We start from the raw sequence: 20,766 nt of genomic DNA, 5'->3' as shown, positions 1-20,766 counted from the left end.
ATTATGTTGAACGTTGACAAACTGAATCAGTACTACGGCTCCTCGCACACGCTGCGCGGTGTTTCGCTGTCCCTCGAAAAAGGCAAATGCCTGGCGCTACTGGGACGCAACGGCGTCGGCAAAACCACCTTGCTGAAATGCCTGATGGGCGTATTGCCCAGCGCCGCCGGCAAGATCACGCTGGAAGGACGCGACATCACCAACTTGAAGCCACACCAGCGTGCCGCGCTCGGGATTGCCTACGTGCCGCAAGGACGGGAAATCTTCGCTCGCCTGTCGGTCGAAGAAAACCTGTTGATGGGAATGGCCACCAAATCCGGCAAAAAGGCGTTGCTGATCAAGGATGAAGTCTATGAACTGTTTCCGGTCCTCAAAGAGATGCTGCAGCGTCGCGGCGGCGACCTATCCGGCGGCCAGCAGCAGCAACTGGCGATCGCCCGCGCCTTGCTGGCGGAACCCAAGCTAATCATCCTGGATGAACCGACTGAAGGCATCCAGCCATCGATCATCAAGGATATCGGCCGCGTGATCCGCCTGCTGCGCCAGCGCGGCGACATCGGCATCCTGCTGTGCGAGCAGTACTTCGATTTCGCACGCGAACTGGCGGACAATTTCGTGGTGCTATCGCGCGGCGAAGTGGTGGCCTCCGGCAGCCATGAGGGCATGGATGATGAGAGCGTGAAACGACACTTGGCGGTATAGTGCCGCATGGACAACCTCACCCCATCCCTGCTGCAACCTGCAGCCGATCCGGCATTTGCGACACGGGTCCAGAACAGCGCCAACCAGGCTTGGCTGTCGTTGCGCTTTGCCGACGACCGCGGCACTACACGCCTGCTCGAACGTGCCCATTACGGCCCGCTGCGGGTGCAGAAGGCGCTCTATCCAGAACATCCATCGGTCTGCCACGCCATCATCGTCCATCCGCCCGGCGGCGTGGTCGGCGGCGACCAATTGACGATCAAGGCCGAGGTCGGCGAACACGGTCACGCTTTCCTGACCACGCCCGGTGCCGCCAAGTGGTATCAAAGCAACGGCAAGATCTCGCAGCAGCAGGTGCGCCTGCAGATTGCCGATAAGGCAACGTTGGAATGGCTGCCACAGGAAACCATTTTCTTCGACCAGGCCGATGTCGAACTTGACCATCAAGTTGAACTGCAGGGCAACGCACGTTATATCGGCGGCGAAATCCTGTGCTTCGGCCGCACCGCTTCGGGCGAATCGTTCGACAGCGGCCGTATCGCCCAGCACACCACCATCCGCCGCGATGGCAAGCTGTTGTGGTTTGAGCAAGGCACGTTGGGCGGTGGATCGGCCGCCATGCGCAGCCGATTGGGATTGGCGGATTGCACGGTCTGCGCCACCCTGATCGTGGCCGGCAAGGCTTTCCCGGCGGCTTTCGTGCAACAGCTGCGCGACGCCGCCAGCCTGCTATCGGCAGGCCAGGCCGGCGTTGGCGCCAGCCAGATCAAATCGCTGCTGGTGCTGCGCTATCTGGGACACTCCAGCGAACTGGCCCGGCAATGGATGATGCAGGCGTGGCAGCGGATTCGACCCGAATTATTGGAGCGCGAAGCACATATACCGCGTATCTGGAACACTTGATATTCGATGTTGCGCGGCTACGTAATATGCTAAAACACTTCACTATCCGAGCATTGTAAAAATTGGAAAAAAACATATGGATCTGACACCGAGAGAGAAAGACAAGCTGCTGATATTCACCGCTGCGCTGCTCGCTGAGCGACGGCTGGCGCGCGGCCTGAAGCTCAATTATCCCGAGGCAATCGCCCTGATCAGCGCCGCCATCATGGAGGGTGCGCGCGACGGCAAGAGCGTAGCTGAACTGATGTCCTACGGCAGCCAGATCCTGACTCGCGCCGACGTCATGGACGGTATCGCCGAGATGATTCCAGATATTCAGGTCGAAGCCACCTTCCCGGACGGCAGCAAGCTGGTCACCGTGCATCACCCGATCCCATAGTTGAAAAACCGGAGAACTTCATGATCCCAGGAGAAATGCTGATCCAGCCCGGCGATATCGAACTCAACGTCGGCCGCCGATGCAACACCGTCACCGTCGCCAACAGCGGCGACCGGCCGATCCAGATCGGCTCGCACTTTCATTTTTACGAAGTCAACCCGGCCCTGCTGTTCGAACGCCAGGACGCCTACGGCATGCGGCTCAACATCGCAGCCGGCACCGCAGTCCGCTTCGAGCCGGGGCAAAAACGCACAGTCGAGCTGGTGGAACTGGCCGGCGACCGCATGGTGTATGGATTCAGCGGCAAGATAATGGGCGCATTGCAGCCACACGCTTCAGACAATCTCGACGGGATCAAACAATGAGCAGCATATCGCGCCAAGCCTATTCCGAAATGTACGGCCCCACCACCGGCGACCGCATCCGCCTGGCTGACACCGGCCTCTTCATCGAGATAGAAAAAGATTACGCAACCTACGGCGAAGAAGTGAAATTCGGCGGCGGCAAGGTGATCCGCGACGGCATGGGCCAGTCGCAACGCATGCATAAAGACGTGATGGACACAGTCATCACCAACGCGGTAATCATCGACCATTGGGGCATCGTCAAGGCCGACATTGGCATCAAGGGCGGCAAGATCGCCGCCATCGGCAAAGCCGGCAATCCCGACATCCAGCCTGACGTCACCATGGTAATCGGCGGCGCGACAGAAATCATCGCCGGCGAAGGCAAGATCGTCACCGCCGGCGGCATCGATTCGCACATCCATTTCATCTGCCCGCAACAAATCGAAGAAGCCCTGATGAGCGGCGTCACGACCATGCTCGGCGGCGGCACCGGTCCGGCAGCAGGCACCGCCGCCACCACCTGCACTCCCGGCCCCTGGCACTTGCATGCGATGTTGTCGGCAGCCGATGCATTTCCGATGAACCTGGGCTTTCTCGGCAAGGGCAACATCAGCTTGCCGGGACCACTGGAAGAACAGGTGCGCGCCGGCGCCATCGGTCTTAAACTGCATGAAGATTGGGGCTCGACGCCGGCCGCCATCGACAATTGCCTGTCAGTGGCAGACCGCATGGACGTGCAGGTAGCGATCCACAGCGACACCCTCAACGAAGGCGGCTTCCTGGAACACACGCTGGCCGCATTCAAGGACCGCACCATTCACACCTTCCATACCGAAGGCGCGGGCGGCGGCCATGCGCCGGACATCATCGCCGCGGTTGGCCACGGTAACGTGCTGCCCTCCTCCACCAATCCTACCCGGCCGTTCACCGTCAACACGCTCGACGAACATCTCGACATGCTGATGGTCTGCCATCACCTCGACGCTGCGATTGCCGAAGACGTGGCGTTCGCCGAATCGCGCATCCGGCGCGAGACGATTGCCGCCGAAGACATCCTGCACGACATCGGCGCGATCAGCATGATGTCGTCGGATTCGCAGGCGATGGGCCGGGTCGGCGAGGTCATCATCCGTACCTGGCAAACCGCGCACAAAATGAAAGCTCAGCGCGGCACGCTGCCTGAAGATTCAGGCAGCAAGGCCGATAATTTCCGGGTCAAGCGCTACATCGCCAAGTACACCATCAATCCAGCCATCACGCATGGCATCTCGCATGTGGTCGGCTCAATCGAGGTCGGCAAGATCGCCGACCTGGTGCTGTGGAAACCGGCTTTCTTCGGCGTCAAGCCATCGACCATCCTGAAGAGCGGCATGATCGCGGCGGCGCAGATGGGCGATCCGAATGCTTCGATTCCAACGCCACAGCCGGTGCATTACCGCATGATGTTCGGCGCCTACGGTGGCGGCCTCAAGACTTCGCTAACTTTTGTTTCGCAAGCGGCCTACGACGACGGCATCGGCGAACGCCTGAAGCTGAGCAAGCCAGTTGTGCCGATCAAGGATGTGCGTCATCTGCGCAAGCATCACATGATCCACAACGGCGCCACGCCGTACATGGAAGTCAACCCCGAAACCTATGAAGTGCGCGCCGACGGCGATCTGCTGGTGTGCGAACCGGCCAGCATCCTGCCGCTGGCACAACGTTATTTCCTGTTCTGAACAACTGAAGAAACCGAATCACGATGTTAACTCTCAATACCAAGATAGAACACGCCGACAGGATCGACGGCGAACTGCGCCTACCCTACGACCTGCGCGAAAAAAGCCGCCTGCGCGCCAACTTGGCGAACGGCGAAGAAGTCGGCGTCTTCACCGTGCGCGGTACGGTGTTGCGCCACGGCGATTTGCTGAAAGGATCCGATGAGGACGGCGTCGAACGCGTGATCCGCATCCTGGCTGCTGCCGAAGTGACTTACCGGGTCGAATGCGTCAATCCGCAAGCGCTGCTGCGTTGCGCCTTCCATCTCGGCAACCGCCACACACAAGCGCATGTCGGCGACGGCTTCCTGCGCATCCGCAAGGACCTGGTGCTGAAGGAAATGCTGGAAGGCCTGCAAGCCACTGTGACGGAAGAACTGGCCGCGTTCGAACCGGAATCCGGCGCTTACGGCGGCGGCCATCACCATCACGACGGCTTGCTGGCGCCGGTGCCGTTGCGCCAGAAAATCCACCGCCCCGGCGACCAGAACCCAAGCTGACAAGTTGACGGACATCATGCACGCACCCGCGCTGCTCCATTTGCTGCAACTGGCGAGTCCATCGTTGCCGATCGGCGCCTACAGCTATTCGCAGGGGCTGGAGACGGCGATTGACAAAGGTTGGGTCAATAATCACGAGTCGGCGCGCGGCTGGATCTGCGATCACCTGCAGCAAGTGGTGGCGGTATTCGAAGCGCCGATCCTGTGGCGTTTGCTGCAAGCCTTCGAGCGCCGCGACGGCGCTACGGTACAGCTGTGGACGGAACGTTTCATCGCCGCCCGCGACAGCGCCGAGTTCCGCGCCGAAACCATCCAGATGGGATACTCGCTGGGCAAGCTGGCAATCGAATTGCAGATTGGCGATGCTGAACTGCTGGCGATCCTGCAGGCGCAGCCGGAACTGCCGCTGCCTACCGCATTCGCCTACGCCGCAGTGGCGCTGCAGGTGCCGCACCAGGCTGCACTGCTGGGCATGCTGTTTTCCTGGGCGGAAAACCAGGTGCTGGTGTGCGTCAAATCGATTCCGCTCGGCCAGGTTGCAGGCCAACGCCTGCTGCTGTCCTTGCAACCCGAACTGCAACTGGCTGCCGACCGCGCGCAAGCCCTGGCCGACCGCGAATTGTCCAACTGGACGCCCGGCCTGTCGCTGCTGTCGATGCAACACGAAGAACAATACAGTCGGCTATACCGTTCCTGAATCCATCATCCCCAATATTTTTAAGCGAATCCAATGATGAACACTTCCTCGACATCCAACCCGCTGCGCGTCGGCATCGGCGGCCCGGTAGGCTCCGGCAAGACCGCCCTGTGCGAAATGCTATGCAAAGGCATGCGCGACAAATACGACATGGCAGTCATCACCAACGACATCTACACCAAGGAAGACATGGAGATCCTGCTGCGTGCCGATGCGCTGCCGGCCGAACGCCTGATGGGTGTGGAAACCGGCGGCTGCCCGCACACCGCGATCCGCGAAGACGCATCGATCAACCTGGAAGCAATCTCGCGCATGAGCGCGGACTTTCCCAATCTCGATCTGATCCTGCTGGAATCCGGCGGCGACAACCTGGCCGCCACCTTCAGCCCGGAACTGTCGGACCTGACCATCTATGTGATCGACGTTGCCGGCGGCGAAAAAATCCCGCGCAAGGGCGGCCCGGCATCACCCGTTCCGACCTGCTGATCATCAACAAGACCGACCTCGCGCCATATGTCGGCGCCAATCTTGACGTGATGGCGCATGACGCAAAAAAAATGCGCGGCGACCGCCCGTTCATCTTTACCAATCTGCGCAGCGGTGATGGCGTAGAACAGGTTATCGATTTCATTCGCAAGCAAGGCCTGCTGGATCAGCCCAAATAGCCGATCGGCCCTGCGTCGTCCACGCGAACGCGGGGACCCATTTTGCGTTCTACCTACAATTTCCGTTTCATGAATAACCCCAACATCATAATCAAGGAGCCCTGCCATGTCCCTCCCTTCCGCCAAAACCTGCGGCCGCGCCAGTGCGATGGCGCTTGCCATACTCGGCATCAGTTCCGCCTTCGCCCATCCCGGCCATCCGGATGCCTTCGGTTTCAACGACGGCTTCGCCCACCCGTTCTCGGGTATCGATCACTTGCTGGCGATGCTGGCAGTCGGTTTGTGGGCTGCGCAAAACAAGCGCCCTGCACTCTGGGTGCTACCGCTAGCGTTTCCGTTGATGATGGTGGTCGGAGCGCTGCTGGCGTTCGCCGGCGTGGCGGCGCCCGGCGTTGAAACCGGAATTGCCGCGTCGGTAGCGGTACTCGGCCTGTTGATCGCCTTTGCCATTCGCATGCCAGTTTGGGCCAGCGCCACGGTGGTATCGGTATTTGCACTGTTCCACGGCTATGCACATGGCAGCGAATTGCCGCACGGCGCGTCGGCTCTCTGGTATGGCGCCGGCTTTGTTGCGGCCACCGCGCTGTTGCATTTGCTGGGCTTGAGCATCGGTCTGATCGCTGGCCAGAAAATGGCGGCGCAAGCGGTGCGCATCGGCGGTATCGCTATCGCCGCAGTCGGTGGTTATCTGCTGTCAGGCGCGTTGTAAAAATTCAGTTGCACCACAATGGCTGGCGCGGTTTGCGATAGCCATTGCATGCAAGAAGGCCGTTGATTTCGCAGCAGGACAGCAAAATCAACGGCCTTTTTTTATCCTCAGCCAAGCCGTGAAAAATATGATAACGTCATCGACCCCGGCTTGCGCTTTCAGACAGGACATGACATGACCACATCAATTGCATATCGGATTCCAGGCCGCGCCCGCGATCTCGGCGAACTGGTAGTACGCCGTGTGCTGCCGGCCGGCCGTCACCAAAGTGTCGGCCCCTTCCTTTTTTTCGATCACATGGGTCCGGTGGACTTCCCCAGCGGCGCCGGCATCGACGTCCGTCCGCACCCGCATATCGGGCTGGCAACCGTTACCTACCTGTTCGAAGGCGCTATCCGCCATCATGACAGTCTCGGCAACGACCAGGAAATCATCCCCGGCGATGTCAACTGGATGACCGCCGGACGCGGTATCGCTCATGCCGAGCGCACACCCGCAGACAAACGCGCCAGCGGCTGGCGCCTGCATGGCATCCAGACCTGGGTGGCATTGCCGCTGGCCGATGAAAAATGTGAACCATCGTTTGCCCATCATGCCGCGTCTACACTGCCATTGATCCGCGGCGATGGTTATCAGTTACGGATCATTGCCGGACGCGCCTTCGGCCAGGAAGCTCCGGTCAAGGTGCACTCGCCGACCCTGTACGTCGCCGCGGAAATGCATGCCGGCGCGCAATTCACGCTGGCAGCCGAATATCCACAGCAAGCCGTGTATGTCGCCAGCGGCAGCGTCACGATCGATGGCAACGTGCTGGAAATGGGTGTGCTGGCCGTCTTGGAGCCAGGTGTCGCAGTGCAGATTGCAGCCAGCGAAGCATCGCAAGTCATGCTCTTGGGCGGCGCCCCGATTGATGGACCGCGCACCATCTGGTGGAATTTCGTGGCCAGCGACCCAGCCCTGATCGAAGCCGCCAAGGCAGATTGGCGTGAGGAGCGCTTCGATCCTGTACCCGGCGATGATGAGCGGATACCGCTGCCGGAAGCATAAAAAATAACATGCAGCGATGACGACGCCGAATGATCCATAGCTAGCTGCCCAAAAATGCCCGTAAGAATGCGGGCATTTTTTATTTCATTATTGTTTTTTACTCATGATCACGATTTCCAGCAAGCATCGCGAAAGCCGCAAAAAATTATCCTGAAGGCAGCCCATGCCAAGCCACGACCTGCCGCCACGCCCCACTTCGGTGCAACGACCACGTAAAAACCGCCAATCCATGTTATTCGCTAACATTTTTTGGCGCGAAAACCCAACTACGAATAAACTTCATACTTTGAGATGAAATTTCATCCTTCGGGATGAATATAGGCATCATCCAGACACGCATTGCCCTCAAATATTAGCACTCTGCAAACTGCGATTTGAAACCGAGATTTAAAACTGAATTAACACGCCCTTAAGCTTGGTGAAAGCAAACACCAATATCATGTGGCGGCAATAACCAACGCATTAACCGCTAGGAGAGTTACAGTGACCGCAAGTAAATCAACCATCATCTACACCCTGACCGACGAAGCGCCGCTGCTGGCGACCGCTTCTTTCCTGCCTATCATCAAGACTTTCGCTGCACCGGCAGGGATCGACGTCGTCAAGAGCGACATTTCGGTGGCCGCGCGGATTCTTGCCGAATTCTCGGACAGCCTGAAGCCAGAGCAGAAAGTGCCGGACAACCTGGCCGAACTGGGACGTCTGACCCAACTGCCCGACACTAACATCATCAAGCTGCCGAACATCAGCGCCTCAGTGCCGCAACTGATCGCAGCAATCCGCGAACTGCAGGCCGGCGGCTACAACATCCCTGACTACCCGGAAGATCCAAAGTCGGAAGAGGACAAGGCGATCCAGAAACGTTACTCGAAGATCATCGGCAGCGCCGTCAATCCGGTCCTGCGCGAAGGCAATTCCGACCGCCGCGCGCCAGCTGCCGTGAAGCGCTACGCGCGCAAGCACCCGCACTCGATGTCCAAGTGGAGCCCTGCTTCGCGTACTCATGTATCGCACATGCACGGCGGCGATTTCTACGCCAGCGAAAAATGCATGACACTGACTGAAGCCTGCGACGTCCGCATGGAACTGGTGACCAAGGCCGGTGAAACCATCGTCCTCAAGAACAAGGTATCGCTGCTGGCCGGCGAAATCATCGACAGCATGTTCATGAGCAAGAAGGCACTGTGCGCCTTCTACGAAGAGCAAATGGAAGATGCGCGCGAAACCGGCGTCATGCTGTCGCTGCACGTCAAGGCGACCATGATGAAGGTGTCGCACCCGATCGTGTTCGGCCACGCAGTGAAGATTTTCTACAAGGACGCTTTCGCCAAACATGGCAAGCTGTTCGAAGAACTGGGCGTGAACGCCAACAACGGCCTCTCCAGCGTCTATGAAAAAATCGCCACGCTGCCGGAATCCAAGCGCGATGAAGTGATCAAGGATCTGCACGCTTGTCACGAACACCGTCCGGAACTGGCGATGGTCGATTCGGCCAAGGGCATCTCCAACCTGCACGCACCGAACGACGTCATCGTCGACGCGTCGATGCCAGCGATGATCCGCCTCGGCGGCAAGATGTGGGGTGCAGATGGCCGTCCGAAGGACACCAAAGCGGTGATCCCGGAAAGCACCTTCGCCCGCATCTATCAGGAAATGATCAATTTCTGCAAGACCAACGGCGCTTTCGACCCGACCACCATGGGCACCGTGCCGAACGTCGGCCTGATGGCGCAGAAGGCGGAAGAATACGGTTCGCACGACAAGACCTTTGAAGTGCCGGCCGACGGCGTGGCCCGTATCGTCAAGCTCGACGGCACCGTGCTGCTGGAACAGAACGTTGAAGAAGGCGACATCTGGCGCATGTGCCAGGTCAAGGATGAGCCAATCCGCGACTGGGTCAAGCTGGCCGTCAACCGCGCGCGCCTGTCCGGCATGCCGGCGATTTTCTGGCTGGACGAGTACCGTCCGCACGAAGCAGAACTGATCAAGAAGGTTCGCGCCTACCTGAAAGAGTACGACCTCACCGGTCTCGACATCCAGATCATGTCGCAGGTACGCGCCATGCGCTACACGCTGGAACGCGTGATCCGCGGCAAGGACACCATCTCGGTCACCGGCAACATCCTGCGCGACTACCTGACTGACCTGTTCCCGATCATGGAACTGGGCACCAGCGCCAAGATGCTGTCGATCGTTCCGCTGATGGCTGGCGGCGGCATGTTTGAAACCGGCGCCGGCGGCTCCGCGCCTAAGCATGTCAAGCAACTGGTGGAAGAGAATCACCTGCGCTGGGATTCGCTGGGCGAGTTCCTGGCGTTGGCGGTATCGCTGGAAGACATGGGCATCAAGACCGGCAACAACAAGGCCAAGATCCTGGCGAAAACCCTGGACGACGCCACTGGCAAGCTGCTCGACAACAACCAGTCGCCATCGCCACGCACCGGTGAGCTGGACAACCGCGGCAGCCAGTTCTACCTGGCTTTGTACTGGGCGCAAGCGCTGGCGGCACAAACCGAAGACAAGGAACTGCAAGCCCATTTCGCACCGCTGGCCAAAACCTTGACCGAGAACGAGCAAAAGATCGCTGCCGAACTCAAGGATGTGCAAGGCCATGCGGTCGACATCGGCGGCTACTTCCTGCCTGACCCGAAGAAAATGGAAGCTGTCATGTGCCCAAGCGCTACCTTCAACGCCGCATTGAGCGCCGCGCACGTTTGATCGTAATGTAAAAAAATGGATCTGCGCAGCATGCGCAGAAAACAATCCTGCATGACCCAATGCCGTTCAGTTCAGACTGAACGGCATTTTTATTTGTGAAAGCGGATTCGTCGACGTGGCCGCACGAAATTCGCGCGCATAAAAAAACGACCCGCTCGCATTAGCGAACAGGTCGTTGAATGTTGGTGCCAAATAATTTTGCAGCGTGTTAAAGATGCCGCTGACAAAAGCATCTTTTACCGATAAAGGAGAAGACTCCCGGAACCCAGTCCTATCTGGAAAGTGGCCCCGGCGAAAGGTGAATCTACTCGTGTATCGGTTCCTCGCAAGGAAACGGCTGCGCCCGAAAATGCTGCGAATGTCCGCAGTTCCACCGATAAAGGAGAAGACTCCCGAAACCCAGTCCTATCTGGAAAGTGGCCCCGGCGAAAGGTGAATCAACTCTTGTATCGGTCCTCGCAAGGAGGTCGCGCTGATGATGAAACTCCAGAAAAACCATGCGCGCAGCATACGCTGCAACGGCACATCAGGAGAAAATCAAGGCAGGATTTTTTACTGAAATGGTAAGGAAGATTTAATCATCTTCCTTACCTGGAATATGGAGCGGGAGAAGAGTCTCGAACTCTCGACCTCAACCTTGGCAAGGTTGCGCTCTACCAACTGAGCTACTCCCGCGTATGGAGTCTGGAGGCGGGGGTCGGGATCGAACCGGCGTAAACGGCTTTGCAGGCCGCTGCATAACCACTTTGCTACCCCGCCAGGGGTGTTATACCTACCGTAAAATCAAAGCAATACTGGTTGCACTATAACTTCAACCAACACGATCAGCTACTGACTTCACATAAAAAAAGGAAGCTTTATCCAGCTTCCTTTTTTGAATCTGGAGCGGGAGAAGAGTCTCGAACTCTCGACCTCAACCTTGGCAAGGTTGCGCTCTACCAACTGAGCTACTCCCGCATATTTTTGCTGCTGTTACTTCTTTGTCTGCATCAACTACAGAGACGACATTATAGTTGTTCTACAGACTTTGTCAATAATTTTAAAAACTATTCATCAAATATTTTTTAAAACACCGACTTTTACTTCACTACCTGTTGCTTTCTTTCACTGCAGTGCTCTCTTTGATCAGCGGCCACGCTTTACGTAAATAATAAAACATGGACCACACTGTCAATACTGCAGCAATCAGCAATAGCACCTGCCCCCAGAAACGGGTATCGATGCCGAACAGGACGCCATAATACAACAACATTGGGATCGCCACCATCTGTGCAGTAGTTTTAATTTTACCGATAGAGCTGACCGCCACCGATTTCGAAGCACCAATCTGCGCCATCCACTCACGCAAGGCACTGATCGCGATCTCGCGACCGATGATGACAAAGGCGATGATTGGATCGACCCGCCCCAGATGCACCAGCACCAGCAAGGCGCCGGCGACCATCAGCTTGTCGGCGACCGGATCAAGGAAAGCGCCGAACGCCGAAGTCTGATTCCAGCGCCGCGCCAGGAAGCCGTCGAACCAGTCAGTGACGGCAGCGACGATGAATACGATGGTCGATGCCAAGCCCAATTGCAATATCGAAAACCCGAGATGAGGAAAAATATCCGGAAGATAGAAAACGCCGACCACCAACGGAATCAATGCAACCCGCAACCAGGTCAGTAAAATCGGAATATTAAATGGCATAAATAGTTTTATTGATAAGGAGCTAGCTGTCCGTCTGTTAATTATCTAGCAGTATGCCGCAGTTGGGAAACAAAACCTGTAAAACCGGACTGCGGGAATGCAACACCCGACAGCGCAAGCAATCCGCGTTCAATGCAATTGCCTGTAGATTTCCTCCGCCAGTTGGCGTGAAATTCCTTCGACCGACGCGATATCCTCAATGCTGGCATCAGCCACCCCACGCAAGCCGCCAAAGCGCGCCAGCAGCTTCTGGCGGCGCTTGGCGCCGATACCTTCTATCTCCTCCAGGCGCGAGCTCTGCCTGACCTTTGCGCGCTTGGCGCGCATGCCGGTGATGGCAAAGCGGTGCGCCTCGTCGCGGATCTGCGCAATCAACATCAGCGCTGCAGATTCCTTGCCCAACTCTCGCGCGACGCGGCCATCGGCGAAAATCAGGGTCTCCAGCCCCACCTTGCGCCCTTCCCCTTTGGCGACGCCGACGATCAGACTGATATCCAGCCCTAACTCCGCCAGCACCTGGCGCGCCATTTCGACCTGACCCTTGCCGCCGTCGATCAGCACGATGTCAGGCATCACGCCGTCGCCATTAGCCACTTTCTCGTAACGCCGCATCAGCACTTGCCGCATCGCCGCGTAATCGTCACCCGGCGTGATGTCCTTGATGTTGTAGCGACGATACTCGCCATTCTGCATCGTGTGATGGTGGAACACCACGCAGGAAGCCTGGGTCGCCTCGCCGGAAGTGTGGCTGATGTCGAAACACTCGACGCGCAGGTTGTCGATATCCTCGATTTCCAGCGCCAGCACATCCACCAGCGCACGCGTGCGGGCCTGTTGCGATCCCTGCTCCGACAGCAGCCGCGCCAGCGAAATCTCGGCGCCCTTGTGCGCCATCTCCAGCCATTGGCGACGCTGTCCCTGCGGCTGGAACAGCAGATTGATGCGATGTCCGCATTGCTCCATCAGCGCCACCATCAGCGCCGGTTCGTCGAATTCAATATTCAGGATCAGGGTGCCGGGAATGAACGCGTCGACATAGTGTTGCGCCAGGAACGCCCTGAGCACTGCAAGCTCGATAGTTTCACCGGCCACTTCTTCAGGACTCGACAGCGCGCCGTCCACATGACTAGGAAAGTAGGCACGATCGCCCAGGTGACGGCCGCCGCGCACCATCGCAAGATTGACGCAGGCGCGACCGCCTTGCACAATCACCGCAATGATGTCGATATCGCTGTCGCCGGTAGTTTCCATGCTCTGCTGGTGCAGCACGCGTGACAGCGCAGTGATCTGGTTGCGCACCCCTGCTGCCTGCTCGAACTTCAGTTCGGCGGCATAGGCGTGCATCTTCTGCTCCAATGTACTCAGCACCTCAGTTTGCCGGCCGCGCAGGAATTTGGCGGCATTGTCGACATCCACCAAATAGTCGTCCTGGCTGATCAGGTTGACGCACGGCGCGCTGCAACGCTGGATCTGGTGCAGCAAGCAAGGCCGGGTACGATTGGCAAATACGCTGTCTTCGCAAGTACGCAGCAAGAACACCTTCTGCAGGATCTGCATCGACTCCTTGACCGCCCAGGCATTCGGGAACGGCCCGAAATACTGGTTCTTCTTGTCGACCGCGCCGCGATAATAGGCCATACGCGGATATTCCTGGTTGCTCAGCTTCAGGTAAGGATAGGATTTGTCGTCGCGGAACAGGATGTTGTAGCGCGGCTGCAGCGTCTTGATCAGATTGCTTTCCAGGATCAGCGCTTCCGCCTCGCTACGCGTGACGGTGGTCTCCAGGCGCGCGATACGCTCAACCATCATCGCAGTGCGCGGACTGGCCAGGTTCTTCTGGAAATAGCTCGACACCCGCTTCTTCAGATCGCGCGCCTTGCCGACATACAGGATATTGTCGGCAGCATCAAAATAACGATACACACCTGGCAGGTTCGGCAATTTGGCGACAGTATCCAGCACCACTGCGCGCGGATCCGGAGTCTCTAAGTCACTCATGAGTCTGTGCTCTTGATCATTACAGCAATGCCTGCACCAGTGCTTTGGCGGCCTGATAACGCGCATAGGACTGCAGCGCTTCCCAATCGATTGCCGACGACTGCGGCAACAGCGTGGTGAGGCGCGCAGCAGATGCGGCCGCTCGCGGATCATCGGCGGCAACGCGCAATCCGGCCAGCAGCTGATCAGCCTTGTCCGGCGAATTACAGATCAGCACCACGTCGCAACCGGCCTGCAGCGCGGCCTTGGCGCCATCGAGCACGCCGCCGGCCGAACTGGCCGCTTCCATGCTCAAGTCGTCGCTGAAGATGACGCCGTTGAAGCCGATATCCTTGCGCAGGATGGTTAGCCATTTCTTGGAGAAACCCGCCGAGCGCTTGTCCACTTTCGAATAGATCACATGTGCCGGCATCACCGCCGCCAGGCTCATGCCAAGCCAGTCATACGGCTTCACATCTTCTTCCATGATCTGTTCCAGGCTGCGCTCGTCGACCGGGATCGAATGATGCGAATCGCCCTCGACGTAACCGTGCCCAGGAAAATGCTTGCCACAGTTGGCCATGCCGGCCAGCGCCAGGCCGTGGTTCACGCTCTTCGCCAGCAATGTAACGACACGCGGATCGCGATGGAAGGCGCGCTCGCCGATTACCGTCGACCCGCCAAAATCGAGATCCAGCACCGGCGTAAACGACAGGTCGACACCGCAGGCGCGCAGCTCGCTGGCCAGCACGAAACCGAGCGCAGTCGCCGCCTTGGTTGCACCGAGCACATCGCGTTCCCAATATTGGCCAAGTACGCGCATCGCCGGCAAACGCGTAAAACCGTCGGTGCGAAAGCGTTGCACGCGCCCGCCTTCATGATCGACCGCAATCAGGATACCTGGACGCGCGGCATGAATCGCGGCGGTCAACGCCGTCAATTGCGCGCGATCCTGGAAGTTGCGCGTGAACAGGATCACACCGCCGGTCAGCGGATGCTGGATGCGGCGGATATCGTCCGCCGTCAGGCTGGTTCCAACCACATCCAGCATGACCGGACCAAACGTATTCACACCAACCTCACCGCCACCTGCAACACCACTCATGACTTCTCCACTATGACGAAGGCGACCGCGTAATCCACTTCATCGGTAATCGATACCTGGGCGGTCAAGCCGTTTTTTTTCATAAATTCTTCGAGCGCTTCGTTGACGACCACGATAGGCCGGCCGCTGGGCGCATTCAAGGTTTGCATCGCACGCCAGGTCATCGGCATCCTCATCCCCAATCCGAGCGCCTTGGAAAAAGCCTCCTTGGCGGCAAAGCGTGTTGCCAGGAAACGAATCCCGCGCGCCTCGACCCTGGCTTTGCGCTGCAGGTATTTTTCCATCTCCTGCGGGCCGAGTATCTTTCCCGCAAAGCGATCTCCATTACGCGTCAGCGCCGCCTCGATACGCGGGATCTGGATGATGTCAGTACCAATGCCGTAGATCATCGCAAGCCCTCTCTTTTAAGCCAGGCGCGCCTTCACCATCAACGCCTTCATCTCACTGACCGCGGCTTTCCAGCCGACAAAAACCGCGTGCGCCACGATGGCGTGGCCAATATTCAATTCCGCGATGTCTGGAATCGCGGCGATGGCCTGGGCGTTGGTGTAATGCAAGCCATGCCCGGCATTAACCTTGAGGCCGCGCCGCACGCCTTCCTGCACCGCCACTTGCACGCGCTCAAGCTCGGCGCGCTGAGCGCCCTCGTCGTGCGCTTCAGCATAACGCCCGGTATGCAGTTCGATCACCGGCGCACCAGTTTCCGCCGCGGCCTGAATCTGGTCGGCTTCCGGATCAATGAACAGACTGACCCGTATCCCTTCCGCCTGCAACTGTCGAACTGCCGCCTGCACCTCGGAAAAATACTTGACCACGTCAAGACCGCCTTCCGTCGTCAGTTCATGGCGACGCTCCGGCACCAGACAGGAATCATGCGGCTTGATCTTGCAGGAGAAATCGATCATCTCCTGGGTTACCGCGGCCTCCAGATTCATCCGCGTGCGCAGTAGCGGGCGAATCGCCTCGACATCGGCATCGCGGATATGGCGACGATCTTCACGCAGGTGCAAGGTGATCGCATCAGCGCCCGCTTCTTCCGCCTGCAGCGCCGCTTGTATCGGGTCCGGATAAATCGTGCCGCGTGCATTGCGCAAGGTAGCGACGTGATCGATATTGATGCCAAGGTCGATAATCGACGATGTTGGATTGAGATAGCTCATCGGAGGATTGGGTGAGTGGTGAAAATTTTATTGGAAAGGAAATCCTGAACTAATTCTGGCGCAACGGCAAGGCCTGGGAGCCTGCATCGGCAACCGGCGCCTGCCTCCAGCTCAGGACGAAGTACGCCAAAGCGCCTGCCACCAGTCCCAGAATGCGGCGCCGACGCCGAACAGCGTAACGCCGGAAGCGGTCACCAGGAATGTAATCAGAGCGGCTTCGCGCTGTTTGTCGTTGGCCATCGCGATCGTCAGGCTGTTGGCGATGGTGCCGAACAGCGCCAGGCCAGCAATCGCCAGCACAAGTTCTTGCGGAAATGCGGCAAACATGGCGCCAACCGTGGCGCCAAACACACCCACCAGCAGATAGAAACCGCCGGCTGCAACTGCTGCCCAGTAGCGCTTGGCCGGGTCTTCATGCGCTTCCTTGCCCATGCAAATGGCGGCAGTGATCGCCGCCAGGTTGAGTGAGAAACAACCGAACGGCGCCAGCACTACCGTGGTCAGGCCGGTCCACGTCATCAATGGCGATACCGGCGTGCTATAGCCGGAAGCCCTGATCACCGCCACTCCTGGTGCATTCTGCGACGCCATCGTCACCACGAACAGTGGAATGCCGACGCCAATAGTAGTCGACCAGGAAAAGCTCGGCATCGTAAACACCGGCAGCGCCCAGGCAAAATGGAACTTCTCGAAGTGCAGCAAGCCCTCGACTGCGGCCAACGCGGTGCCGATCAGCAGCACAATGATGATGGCGTAACGTGGCAACCAGCGCTTGCACAGCAGGTAGAAGACGAACATCGCAAACACCATCACGAACTGCGGCTCCATCGCGACAAACACGTTCATGCCGAAATGCGCCAGGATGCCGGCCAGCATGGCGGCCAGCATGGCGGCCGCAATCGACAATGGAATCTTGCCCATCGCCCGTTCGAACCAGCCGGTGACGCCGCACAAGGTCACCAGCGCGCCAGCAAACACGAAGGCGCCGATGGCGTCCGACATCGGCACGCCGGAAAGGCTGGTCACCAGCAAGGCGGCGCCAGGGGTGGACCAGGCAGTCACCACAGGAGCGCGATAACGCAACGACAAACCGATGGTAGTCAGCCCCATTCCCAATCCCAGCGCCAGCATCCAGGAACTGATTTGCGTCGGCGTGGCGCCGGCGGCGGACGCCGCTTGCAAGACGATGACCGCTGAACTTGTAATGCCGACCAGTACCGTCACAAAACCGGCGGCGACACCGGACCAGGGGAAATTTTTCATCGTTGCATCATCGTTGTTGATTGTCTGTGTGCTTCCATTTACTGACAGAACCAGCTCAAGTCATCGCGCAGCCTACAACTGCATCAGATCAATCAGTATCTGGCGCGTGTTCAGCGGCGCGCCACCCAGATGATATGCCAACAGGAAGCGCATCAGCACCTTGCTTTGCGCCTGGGTGGCAACATCGCGATAATCTTCGCGTTCCATATCCAGCAATGTCTTGCCACTGACGCGCGGCCAGGAATCGGAGGCGCGCGCCGTCCGCGGACCGCGCTCGGGATCGACCACGTACATTTCAGCCGGATCAATCGGCTGGCGGCTGCTGGTGCAGATGGTGAAATCGCCGGCCACGCCGGTCTGCTTGAGCAACGCCCTTTCGAACTGGCGCAGCACAATCGGCGCAGGCTCCTGATGCGCCAACTGATTGAGGGTCGTGACGTAATGATTGAATAAAATTGCGTGCGGATCATCGCGCGCCACTAGCTTGACCAGCAATTCGTTCAGATAAAAGCCGCACAACAGCGCCGACTTCTCCAGCGGCAGCAAGCCACCAACCCATTCGGCGGCAATCAAGGTACGGATTTCGGATTTTCCGCTCCAGCTCAGCGACAATGGCTGGAAGGTTTGCAGCACGCCACGGAGTTTCGACAAGGGACGCTTGGCTCCCTTGGCGACCAGCGCAATGCGGCCGTAGTCACGGGTGAAGACGTCGATGATCAGGCTGGTTTCGCGGTGCGGGTAGCTATGCAGGACAAAACCAGGCTGCGCGGTGACGCGGGTATCTTTTTCAGGGGCGCGGGCGCGCCGCCTGGGACTGGCGGCGGCAGGAACAATAACAGGATCAGGATCGGGATCGGAAAAGCGATGGCCGCCTCCTCAACCTCAACGGCGACACCGGCCGACGGCTCGGCTGCCTCTCCGGCAATAGCATCGGCGATGATCGCGTTCATGCTGATTGGCTTATTCGTAGCCGTATGCGCGTAATCCGGCCTCGTTGTCGGCCCAGCCGGATTTCACCTTGACCCAGATTTCTAGGTACACCGGACCGCCGAACAGACGCTCCATATCGAGCCGGGCCTGGGTCGAGATATCCTTCAGGCGTGCGCCCTTCTGGCCGATCACCATCGATTTGTGCGTATCGCGCTCCACCAGGATGGCGGCAAATACACGGCGCAAGTTGCCTTCGACCTCAAATTTCTCGATCAGGACGGTGCTGGTGTACGGCAACTCGTCGCCGACAAAACGGAATACTTTTTCGCGCACGATTTCTGCAGCCAGGAATTTTTCGCTGCGGTCAGTGATGTCGTCTTCGCCAAACATCGGCGGATTAGCCGGCAGATGCTTGCGAATCTCGCCCTGCAGATTATCCAGCTGAAAACGCAGCTTGGCTGATACCGGCACTACCGCTGCGAAATCGCGCAACGCGGCAATCTTCTGCGCGAAAGGCAGCAAAACTGCCTTGTCCTTGACCCGGTCCGATTTGTTGATGACAAGTATGCATGGCACGTTGTTCGGCAACAGATCCATCACCTGCTGGTCGGCCGGGCCGAAGGTACCTGCTTCAATGATATACAGGATCACGTCGGCCGCAGTCAGCGTGGTGGTCACAGTGCGGTTAAGCGTCTTGTTGAGCGCATTCGAATGGCGGGTCTGGAAACCAGGCGTATCGACATACACGAATTGCGTATCGGCGACGGTCTGAATACCAGTGATCCGGTGCCGTGTAGTCTGCGCTTTGCGCGAGGTGATGCTGACCTTGGCGCCAATCAGCTCGTTCATCAAGGTTGACTTGCCTACGTTCGGCCGACCGACGATCGCGATATAGCCGCAACGAAAATCAGCTGCCGGCGATGCTTCGGTCGATGCCTGGGGTGTAGAGTCTGTCATGCGGTTTTCGATTTACTCGTAATAAGGGGTGTTGCATTAGAGGTTGCAGAAGTCGCGGCTGCGGCAGTTGCCGGCGCAGCGACATCAGCGGATGGTAACGATACCGCGTTGCCAGCTTTCGTGCTGCCAGCAGTTTTCGCAGATCCGGCTGCCTTGGCAACAATCGGTTCGTCAAGCGGTGCGTCGGGCGCATCCGGCTGGATCGTCGCAATCCCGGTGAGTTTCAATTGCGCGGTACGTGGCTTGGTCTTGCGTGGCGTCGCCGGGGCTTTCACGAAAGCTTTCTGCACGGCTTCCAGCGCCAGTTTGGCCGCAGCCTGCTCGCCGGCGCGACGGCTGCCACCACTGCCGAACACCTGGATATCCAGTTTCGGCACCAGGCATTCAATTTCGAACTCCTGATTGTGCGCGGCGCCATGGGTAGCCACAACATTGTATTGTGGCAAGGCGATCTTCTTGCCTTGCAGGTATTCCTGCAACAGCGTCTTGGCGTCCTTGCCGAGTGTTTTCGGATCGACGGTATCGAGGATCGGAATGTACAGGGCACGAATCACGTCACGTGCTGCATCGAAGCCGGCATCCAGGAAAATCGCGCCAAACAGCGCTTCCAGCGTATCGGCAAGGATTGACGGCCGCCGAAACCCGCCAGACTTCAATTCGCCCTCGCCCAGGCGCAGGAACTGCGACAGCTCCAGCCGCTGCGCGATTTCATACAGCGACTGCTGCTTGACCAGATTGGCGCGCACGCGCGACAGGTCACCTTCGTCGATCTTGGTATAACGGTCGAACAACAATGAAGCGACAACGCAATTCAGGATCGAATCGCCGAGGAACTCCAACCGTTCGTTATGCAAGGTGCTATGGCTGCGGTGCGTCAAGGCCTGCTGCAGCAACGTAGCATCCTTAAAAGTGTGGCCTAGCCGATTTTGCAATAACATGAGGTCCATTTTTTCGCCGACGCTTACTTTGATGTCATCGTTCAATGGTATTTAAGGGTTCTTGGCGGTGCTGCCCGCATAATTGATCAACAGGCTGACTGGTCCAGCCAGCGGGATTTTCTTTTCATACGCAAAGCTGATCTGGATATCGTCGCCGTTCTTGGTAATGTCCAGATCTTTTCCAGCGATCGCATCGATATAGCCTACCTCGGCCTGCTTATTGAATGCATTCTGGATTTCCTGCACTGTCGTACCGGCCGTCCTGGCGCTGGCGATGGCTTTCTTGATCGAGAAATACTCAATCGTCGTCGGCGTCACCTTC

Annotated in this window: 19 protein-coding genes, 3 tRNA genes and 2 pseudogenes; 11 read left to right on the top strand and 13 right to left on the bottom strand. The window is 58.3% G+C overall.

Annotated features, from left to right (window positions below; all coding sequences use genetic code 11):
* Positions 1-3: 3 nt before the first annotated feature.
* The 11 genes and pseudogenes from urtE to CAter10_RS07270 all read left to right on the top strand — a co-directional run bounded on the left by urtE (position 4) and on the right by CAter10_RS07270 (position 10,424).
* The gene (urtE, locus tag CAter10_RS07320; protein WP_061532895.1) at positions 4-702 is read left to right on the top strand and encodes an urea ABC transporter ATP-binding subunit UrtE; all 699 of its coding nucleotides are present in this window, start codon (positions 4-6) and stop codon (positions 700-702) included.
* A gap of 6 nt (positions 703-708) precedes the next feature.
* Complete coding sequence (locus tag CAter10_RS07315) at positions 709-1,605, top strand: urease accessory protein UreD (protein ID WP_061532894.1); 897 nt, start codon at positions 709-711, stop codon at positions 1,603-1,605.
* Positions 1,606-1,681: 76 nt separating this feature from the next.
* The gene (locus tag CAter10_RS07310) at positions 1,682-1,984 is read left to right on the top strand and encodes an urease subunit gamma (RefSeq protein ID WP_061532893.1); all 303 of its coding nucleotides are present in this window, start codon (positions 1,682-1,684) and stop codon (positions 1,982-1,984) included.
* Positions 1,985-2,004: 20 nt separating this feature from the next.
* Complete coding sequence (locus CAter10_RS07305; protein WP_061532892.1) at positions 2,005-2,349, top strand: urease subunit beta; 345 nt, start codon at positions 2,005-2,007, stop codon at positions 2,347-2,349.
* Positions 2,346-4,049 carry an urease subunit alpha gene (ureC, locus tag CAter10_RS07300; protein WP_061532891.1) on the top strand — a complete coding sequence of 568 codons (1,704 nt, stop codon included), beginning with the start codon at positions 2,346-2,348 and terminating at the stop codon, positions 4,047-4,049. The genes CAter10_RS07305 and ureC overlap by 4 nt, the downstream gene beginning before the upstream one ends.
* A gap of 23 nt (positions 4,050-4,072) precedes the next feature.
* Positions 4,073-4,588, top strand: coding sequence for an urease accessory protein UreE (ureE, locus tag CAter10_RS07295; RefSeq protein WP_061532890.1), 516 nt, complete (start codon positions 4,073-4,075; stop codon positions 4,586-4,588).
* Positions 4,589-4,604: 16 nt separating this feature from the next.
* Complete coding sequence (locus tag CAter10_RS07290; RefSeq protein ID WP_061535217.1) at positions 4,605-5,285, top strand: urease accessory protein UreF; 681 nt, start codon at positions 4,605-4,607, stop codon at positions 5,283-5,285.
* A gap of 36 nt (positions 5,286-5,321) precedes the next feature.
* Positions 5,322-5,950 (top strand): annotated as a pseudogene (ureG, locus tag CAter10_RS07285) (urease accessory protein UreG).
* 106 nt (positions 5,951-6,056) lie between these two features.
* Positions 6,057-6,659, top strand: coding sequence for a HupE/UreJ family protein (locus CAter10_RS07280; protein ID WP_061532889.1), 603 nt, complete (start codon positions 6,057-6,059; stop codon positions 6,657-6,659).
* 174 nt (positions 6,660-6,833) lie between these two features.
* Positions 6,834-7,706, top strand: a complete 873-nt coding sequence (locus CAter10_RS07275; RefSeq protein WP_061532888.1) for a pirin family protein — start codon at positions 6,834-6,836, stop codon at positions 7,704-7,706.
* 483 nt (positions 7,707-8,189) lie between these two features.
* A complete protein-coding gene (locus CAter10_RS07270) occupies positions 8,190-10,424 on the top strand; it encodes an NADP-dependent isocitrate dehydrogenase (protein WP_061532887.1) in 2,235 nt (744 codons plus the stop codon).
* A 599-nt stretch (positions 10,425-11,023) separates the two neighbouring features.
* Here CAter10_RS07270 and CAter10_RS07265 read toward each other — a convergent pair.
* The 13 genes and pseudogenes from CAter10_RS07265 to CAter10_RS07205 form a co-directional block, all read right to left on the bottom strand.
* Positions 11,024-11,099 (bottom strand) — tRNA-Gly (locus CAter10_RS07265).
* A gap of 10 nt (positions 11,100-11,109) precedes the next feature.
* Positions 11,110-11,183, bottom strand: a tRNA-Cys gene (locus CAter10_RS07260).
* Positions 11,184-11,305: 122 nt separating this feature from the next.
* Positions 11,306-11,381 (bottom strand) — tRNA-Gly (locus CAter10_RS07255).
* Between the two features lie 130 nt (positions 11,382-11,511).
* Positions 11,512-12,114 (bottom strand): CDP-diacylglycerol--glycerol-3-phosphate 3-phosphatidyltransferase, encoded by a 603-nt coding sequence (pgsA, locus tag CAter10_RS07250; protein WP_061532886.1) that lies wholly within the window; start codon positions 12,112-12,114, stop codon positions 11,512-11,514.
* A gap of 129 nt (positions 12,115-12,243) precedes the next feature.
* A complete protein-coding gene (uvrC, locus tag CAter10_RS07245) occupies positions 12,244-14,112 on the bottom strand; it encodes an excinuclease ABC subunit UvrC (protein WP_061532885.1) in 1,869 nt (622 codons plus the stop codon).
* Positions 14,113-14,131: 19 nt separating this feature from the next.
* Complete coding sequence (gene nagZ / locus CAter10_RS07240) at positions 14,132-15,196, bottom strand: beta-N-acetylhexosaminidase (protein ID WP_061532884.1); 1,065 nt, start codon at positions 15,194-15,196, stop codon at positions 14,132-14,134.
* Positions 15,193-15,585 carry a holo-ACP synthase gene (acpS, locus tag CAter10_RS07235; protein ID WP_061532883.1) on the bottom strand — a complete coding sequence of 131 codons (393 nt, stop codon included), beginning with the start codon at positions 15,583-15,585 and terminating at the stop codon, positions 15,193-15,195. The genes nagZ and acpS overlap by 4 nt, the downstream gene beginning before the upstream one ends.
* A 15-nt stretch (positions 15,586-15,600) precedes the next feature.
* Positions 15,601-16,356, bottom strand: coding sequence for a pyridoxine 5'-phosphate synthase (gene pdxJ / locus CAter10_RS07230; RefSeq protein WP_061532882.1), 756 nt, complete (start codon positions 16,354-16,356; stop codon positions 15,601-15,603).
* 49 nt (positions 16,357-16,405) lie between these two features.
* A pseudogene (locus CAter10_RS07225) lies at positions 16,406-17,619 on the bottom strand (benzoate/H(+) symporter BenE family transporter).
* 72 nt (positions 17,620-17,691) lie between these two features.
* Positions 17,692-18,453 carry a DNA repair protein RecO gene (gene recO, locus CAter10_RS07220; protein WP_061532881.1) on the bottom strand — a complete coding sequence of 254 codons (762 nt, stop codon included), beginning with the start codon at positions 18,451-18,453 and terminating at the stop codon, positions 17,692-17,694.
* Positions 18,454-18,579: 126 nt separating this feature from the next.
* Positions 18,580-19,506: a GTPase Era gene (gene era, locus CAter10_RS07215; protein ID WP_061532880.1), complete on the bottom strand. Its 927-nt coding sequence runs from the start codon at positions 19,504-19,506 to the stop codon at positions 18,580-18,582.
* A complete protein-coding gene (rnc, locus tag CAter10_RS07210; protein WP_061535216.1) occupies positions 19,503-20,453 on the bottom strand; it encodes a ribonuclease III in 951 nt (316 codons plus the stop codon). The genes era and rnc overlap by 4 nt, the downstream gene beginning before the upstream one ends.
* Before the next feature lie 42 nt (positions 20,454-20,495).
* Positions 20,496-20,762 carry a DUF4845 domain-containing protein gene (locus CAter10_RS07205; protein ID WP_335340201.1) on the bottom strand — a complete coding sequence of 89 codons (267 nt, stop codon included), beginning with the start codon at positions 20,760-20,762 and terminating at the stop codon, positions 20,496-20,498.
* Between the last annotated feature and the right edge of the window lie 4 nt (positions 20,763-20,766).

Source organism: Collimonas arenae, from assembly GCF_001584165.1.
GTDB classification, from domain to species: Bacteria; Pseudomonadota; Gammaproteobacteria; order Burkholderiales; family Burkholderiaceae_D; genus Collimonas; species Collimonas arenae.
This window is presented reverse-complemented; position numbering and strand designations above follow the sequence as displayed.

What these genes read in the sequence shown, in the direction of transcription:
- pdxJ (WP_061532882.1), bottom strand. Translation starts at nt 16,356, where the DNA reads ATGAGCTATCTCAATCCAACATCGTCGATTATCGACCTTGGCATCAAT.
- uvrC (WP_061532885.1), bottom strand. Translation starts at nt 14,112, where the DNA reads ATGAGTGACTTAGAGACTCCGGATCCGCGCGCAGTGGTGCTGGATACT.
- acpS (WP_061532883.1), bottom strand. Translation starts at nt 15,585, where the DNA reads ATGATCTACGGCATTGGTACTGACATCATCCAGATCCCGCGTATCGAG.
- urtE (WP_061532895.1), top strand. Translation starts at nt 4, where the DNA reads ATGTTGAACGTTGACAAACTGAATCAGTACTACGGCTCCTCGCACACG.
- CAter10_RS07275 (WP_061532888.1), top strand. Translation starts at nt 6,834, where the DNA reads ATGACCACATCAATTGCATATCGGATTCCAGGCCGCGCCCGCGATCTC.
- CAter10_RS07290 (WP_061535217.1), top strand. Translation starts at nt 4,605, where the DNA reads ATGCACGCACCCGCGCTGCTCCATTTGCTGCAACTGGCGAGTCCATCG.
- CAter10_RS07315 (WP_061532894.1), top strand. Translation starts at nt 709, where the DNA reads ATGGACAACCTCACCCCATCCCTGCTGCAACCTGCAGCCGATCCGGCA.
- nagZ (WP_061532884.1), bottom strand. Translation starts at nt 15,196, where the DNA reads ATGAGTGGTGTTGCAGGTGGCGGTGAGGTTGGTGTGAATACGTTTGGT.
- ureC (WP_061532891.1), top strand. Translation starts at nt 2,346, where the DNA reads ATGAGCAGCATATCGCGCCAAGCCTATTCCGAAATGTACGGCCCCACC.
- ureE (WP_061532890.1), top strand. Translation starts at nt 4,073, where the DNA reads ATGTTAACTCTCAATACCAAGATAGAACACGCCGACAGGATCGACGGC.
- rnc (WP_061535216.1), bottom strand. Translation starts at nt 20,453, where the DNA reads ATGGACCTCATGTTATTGCAAAATCGGCTAGGCCACACTTTTAAGGAT.
- CAter10_RS07305 (WP_061532892.1), top strand. Translation starts at nt 2,005, where the DNA reads ATGATCCCAGGAGAAATGCTGATCCAGCCCGGCGATATCGAACTCAAC.
- pgsA (WP_061532886.1), bottom strand. Translation starts at nt 12,114, where the DNA reads ATGCCATTTAATATTCCGATTTTACTGACCTGGTTGCGGGTTGCATTG.
- era (WP_061532880.1), bottom strand. Translation starts at nt 19,506, where the DNA reads ATGACAGACTCTACACCCCAGGCATCGACCGAAGCATCGCCGGCAGCT.
- CAter10_RS07280 (WP_061532889.1), top strand. Translation starts at nt 6,057, where the DNA reads ATGTCCCTCCCTTCCGCCAAAACCTGCGGCCGCGCCAGTGCGATGGCG.
- CAter10_RS07310 (WP_061532893.1), top strand. Translation starts at nt 1,682, where the DNA reads ATGGATCTGACACCGAGAGAGAAAGACAAGCTGCTGATATTCACCGCT.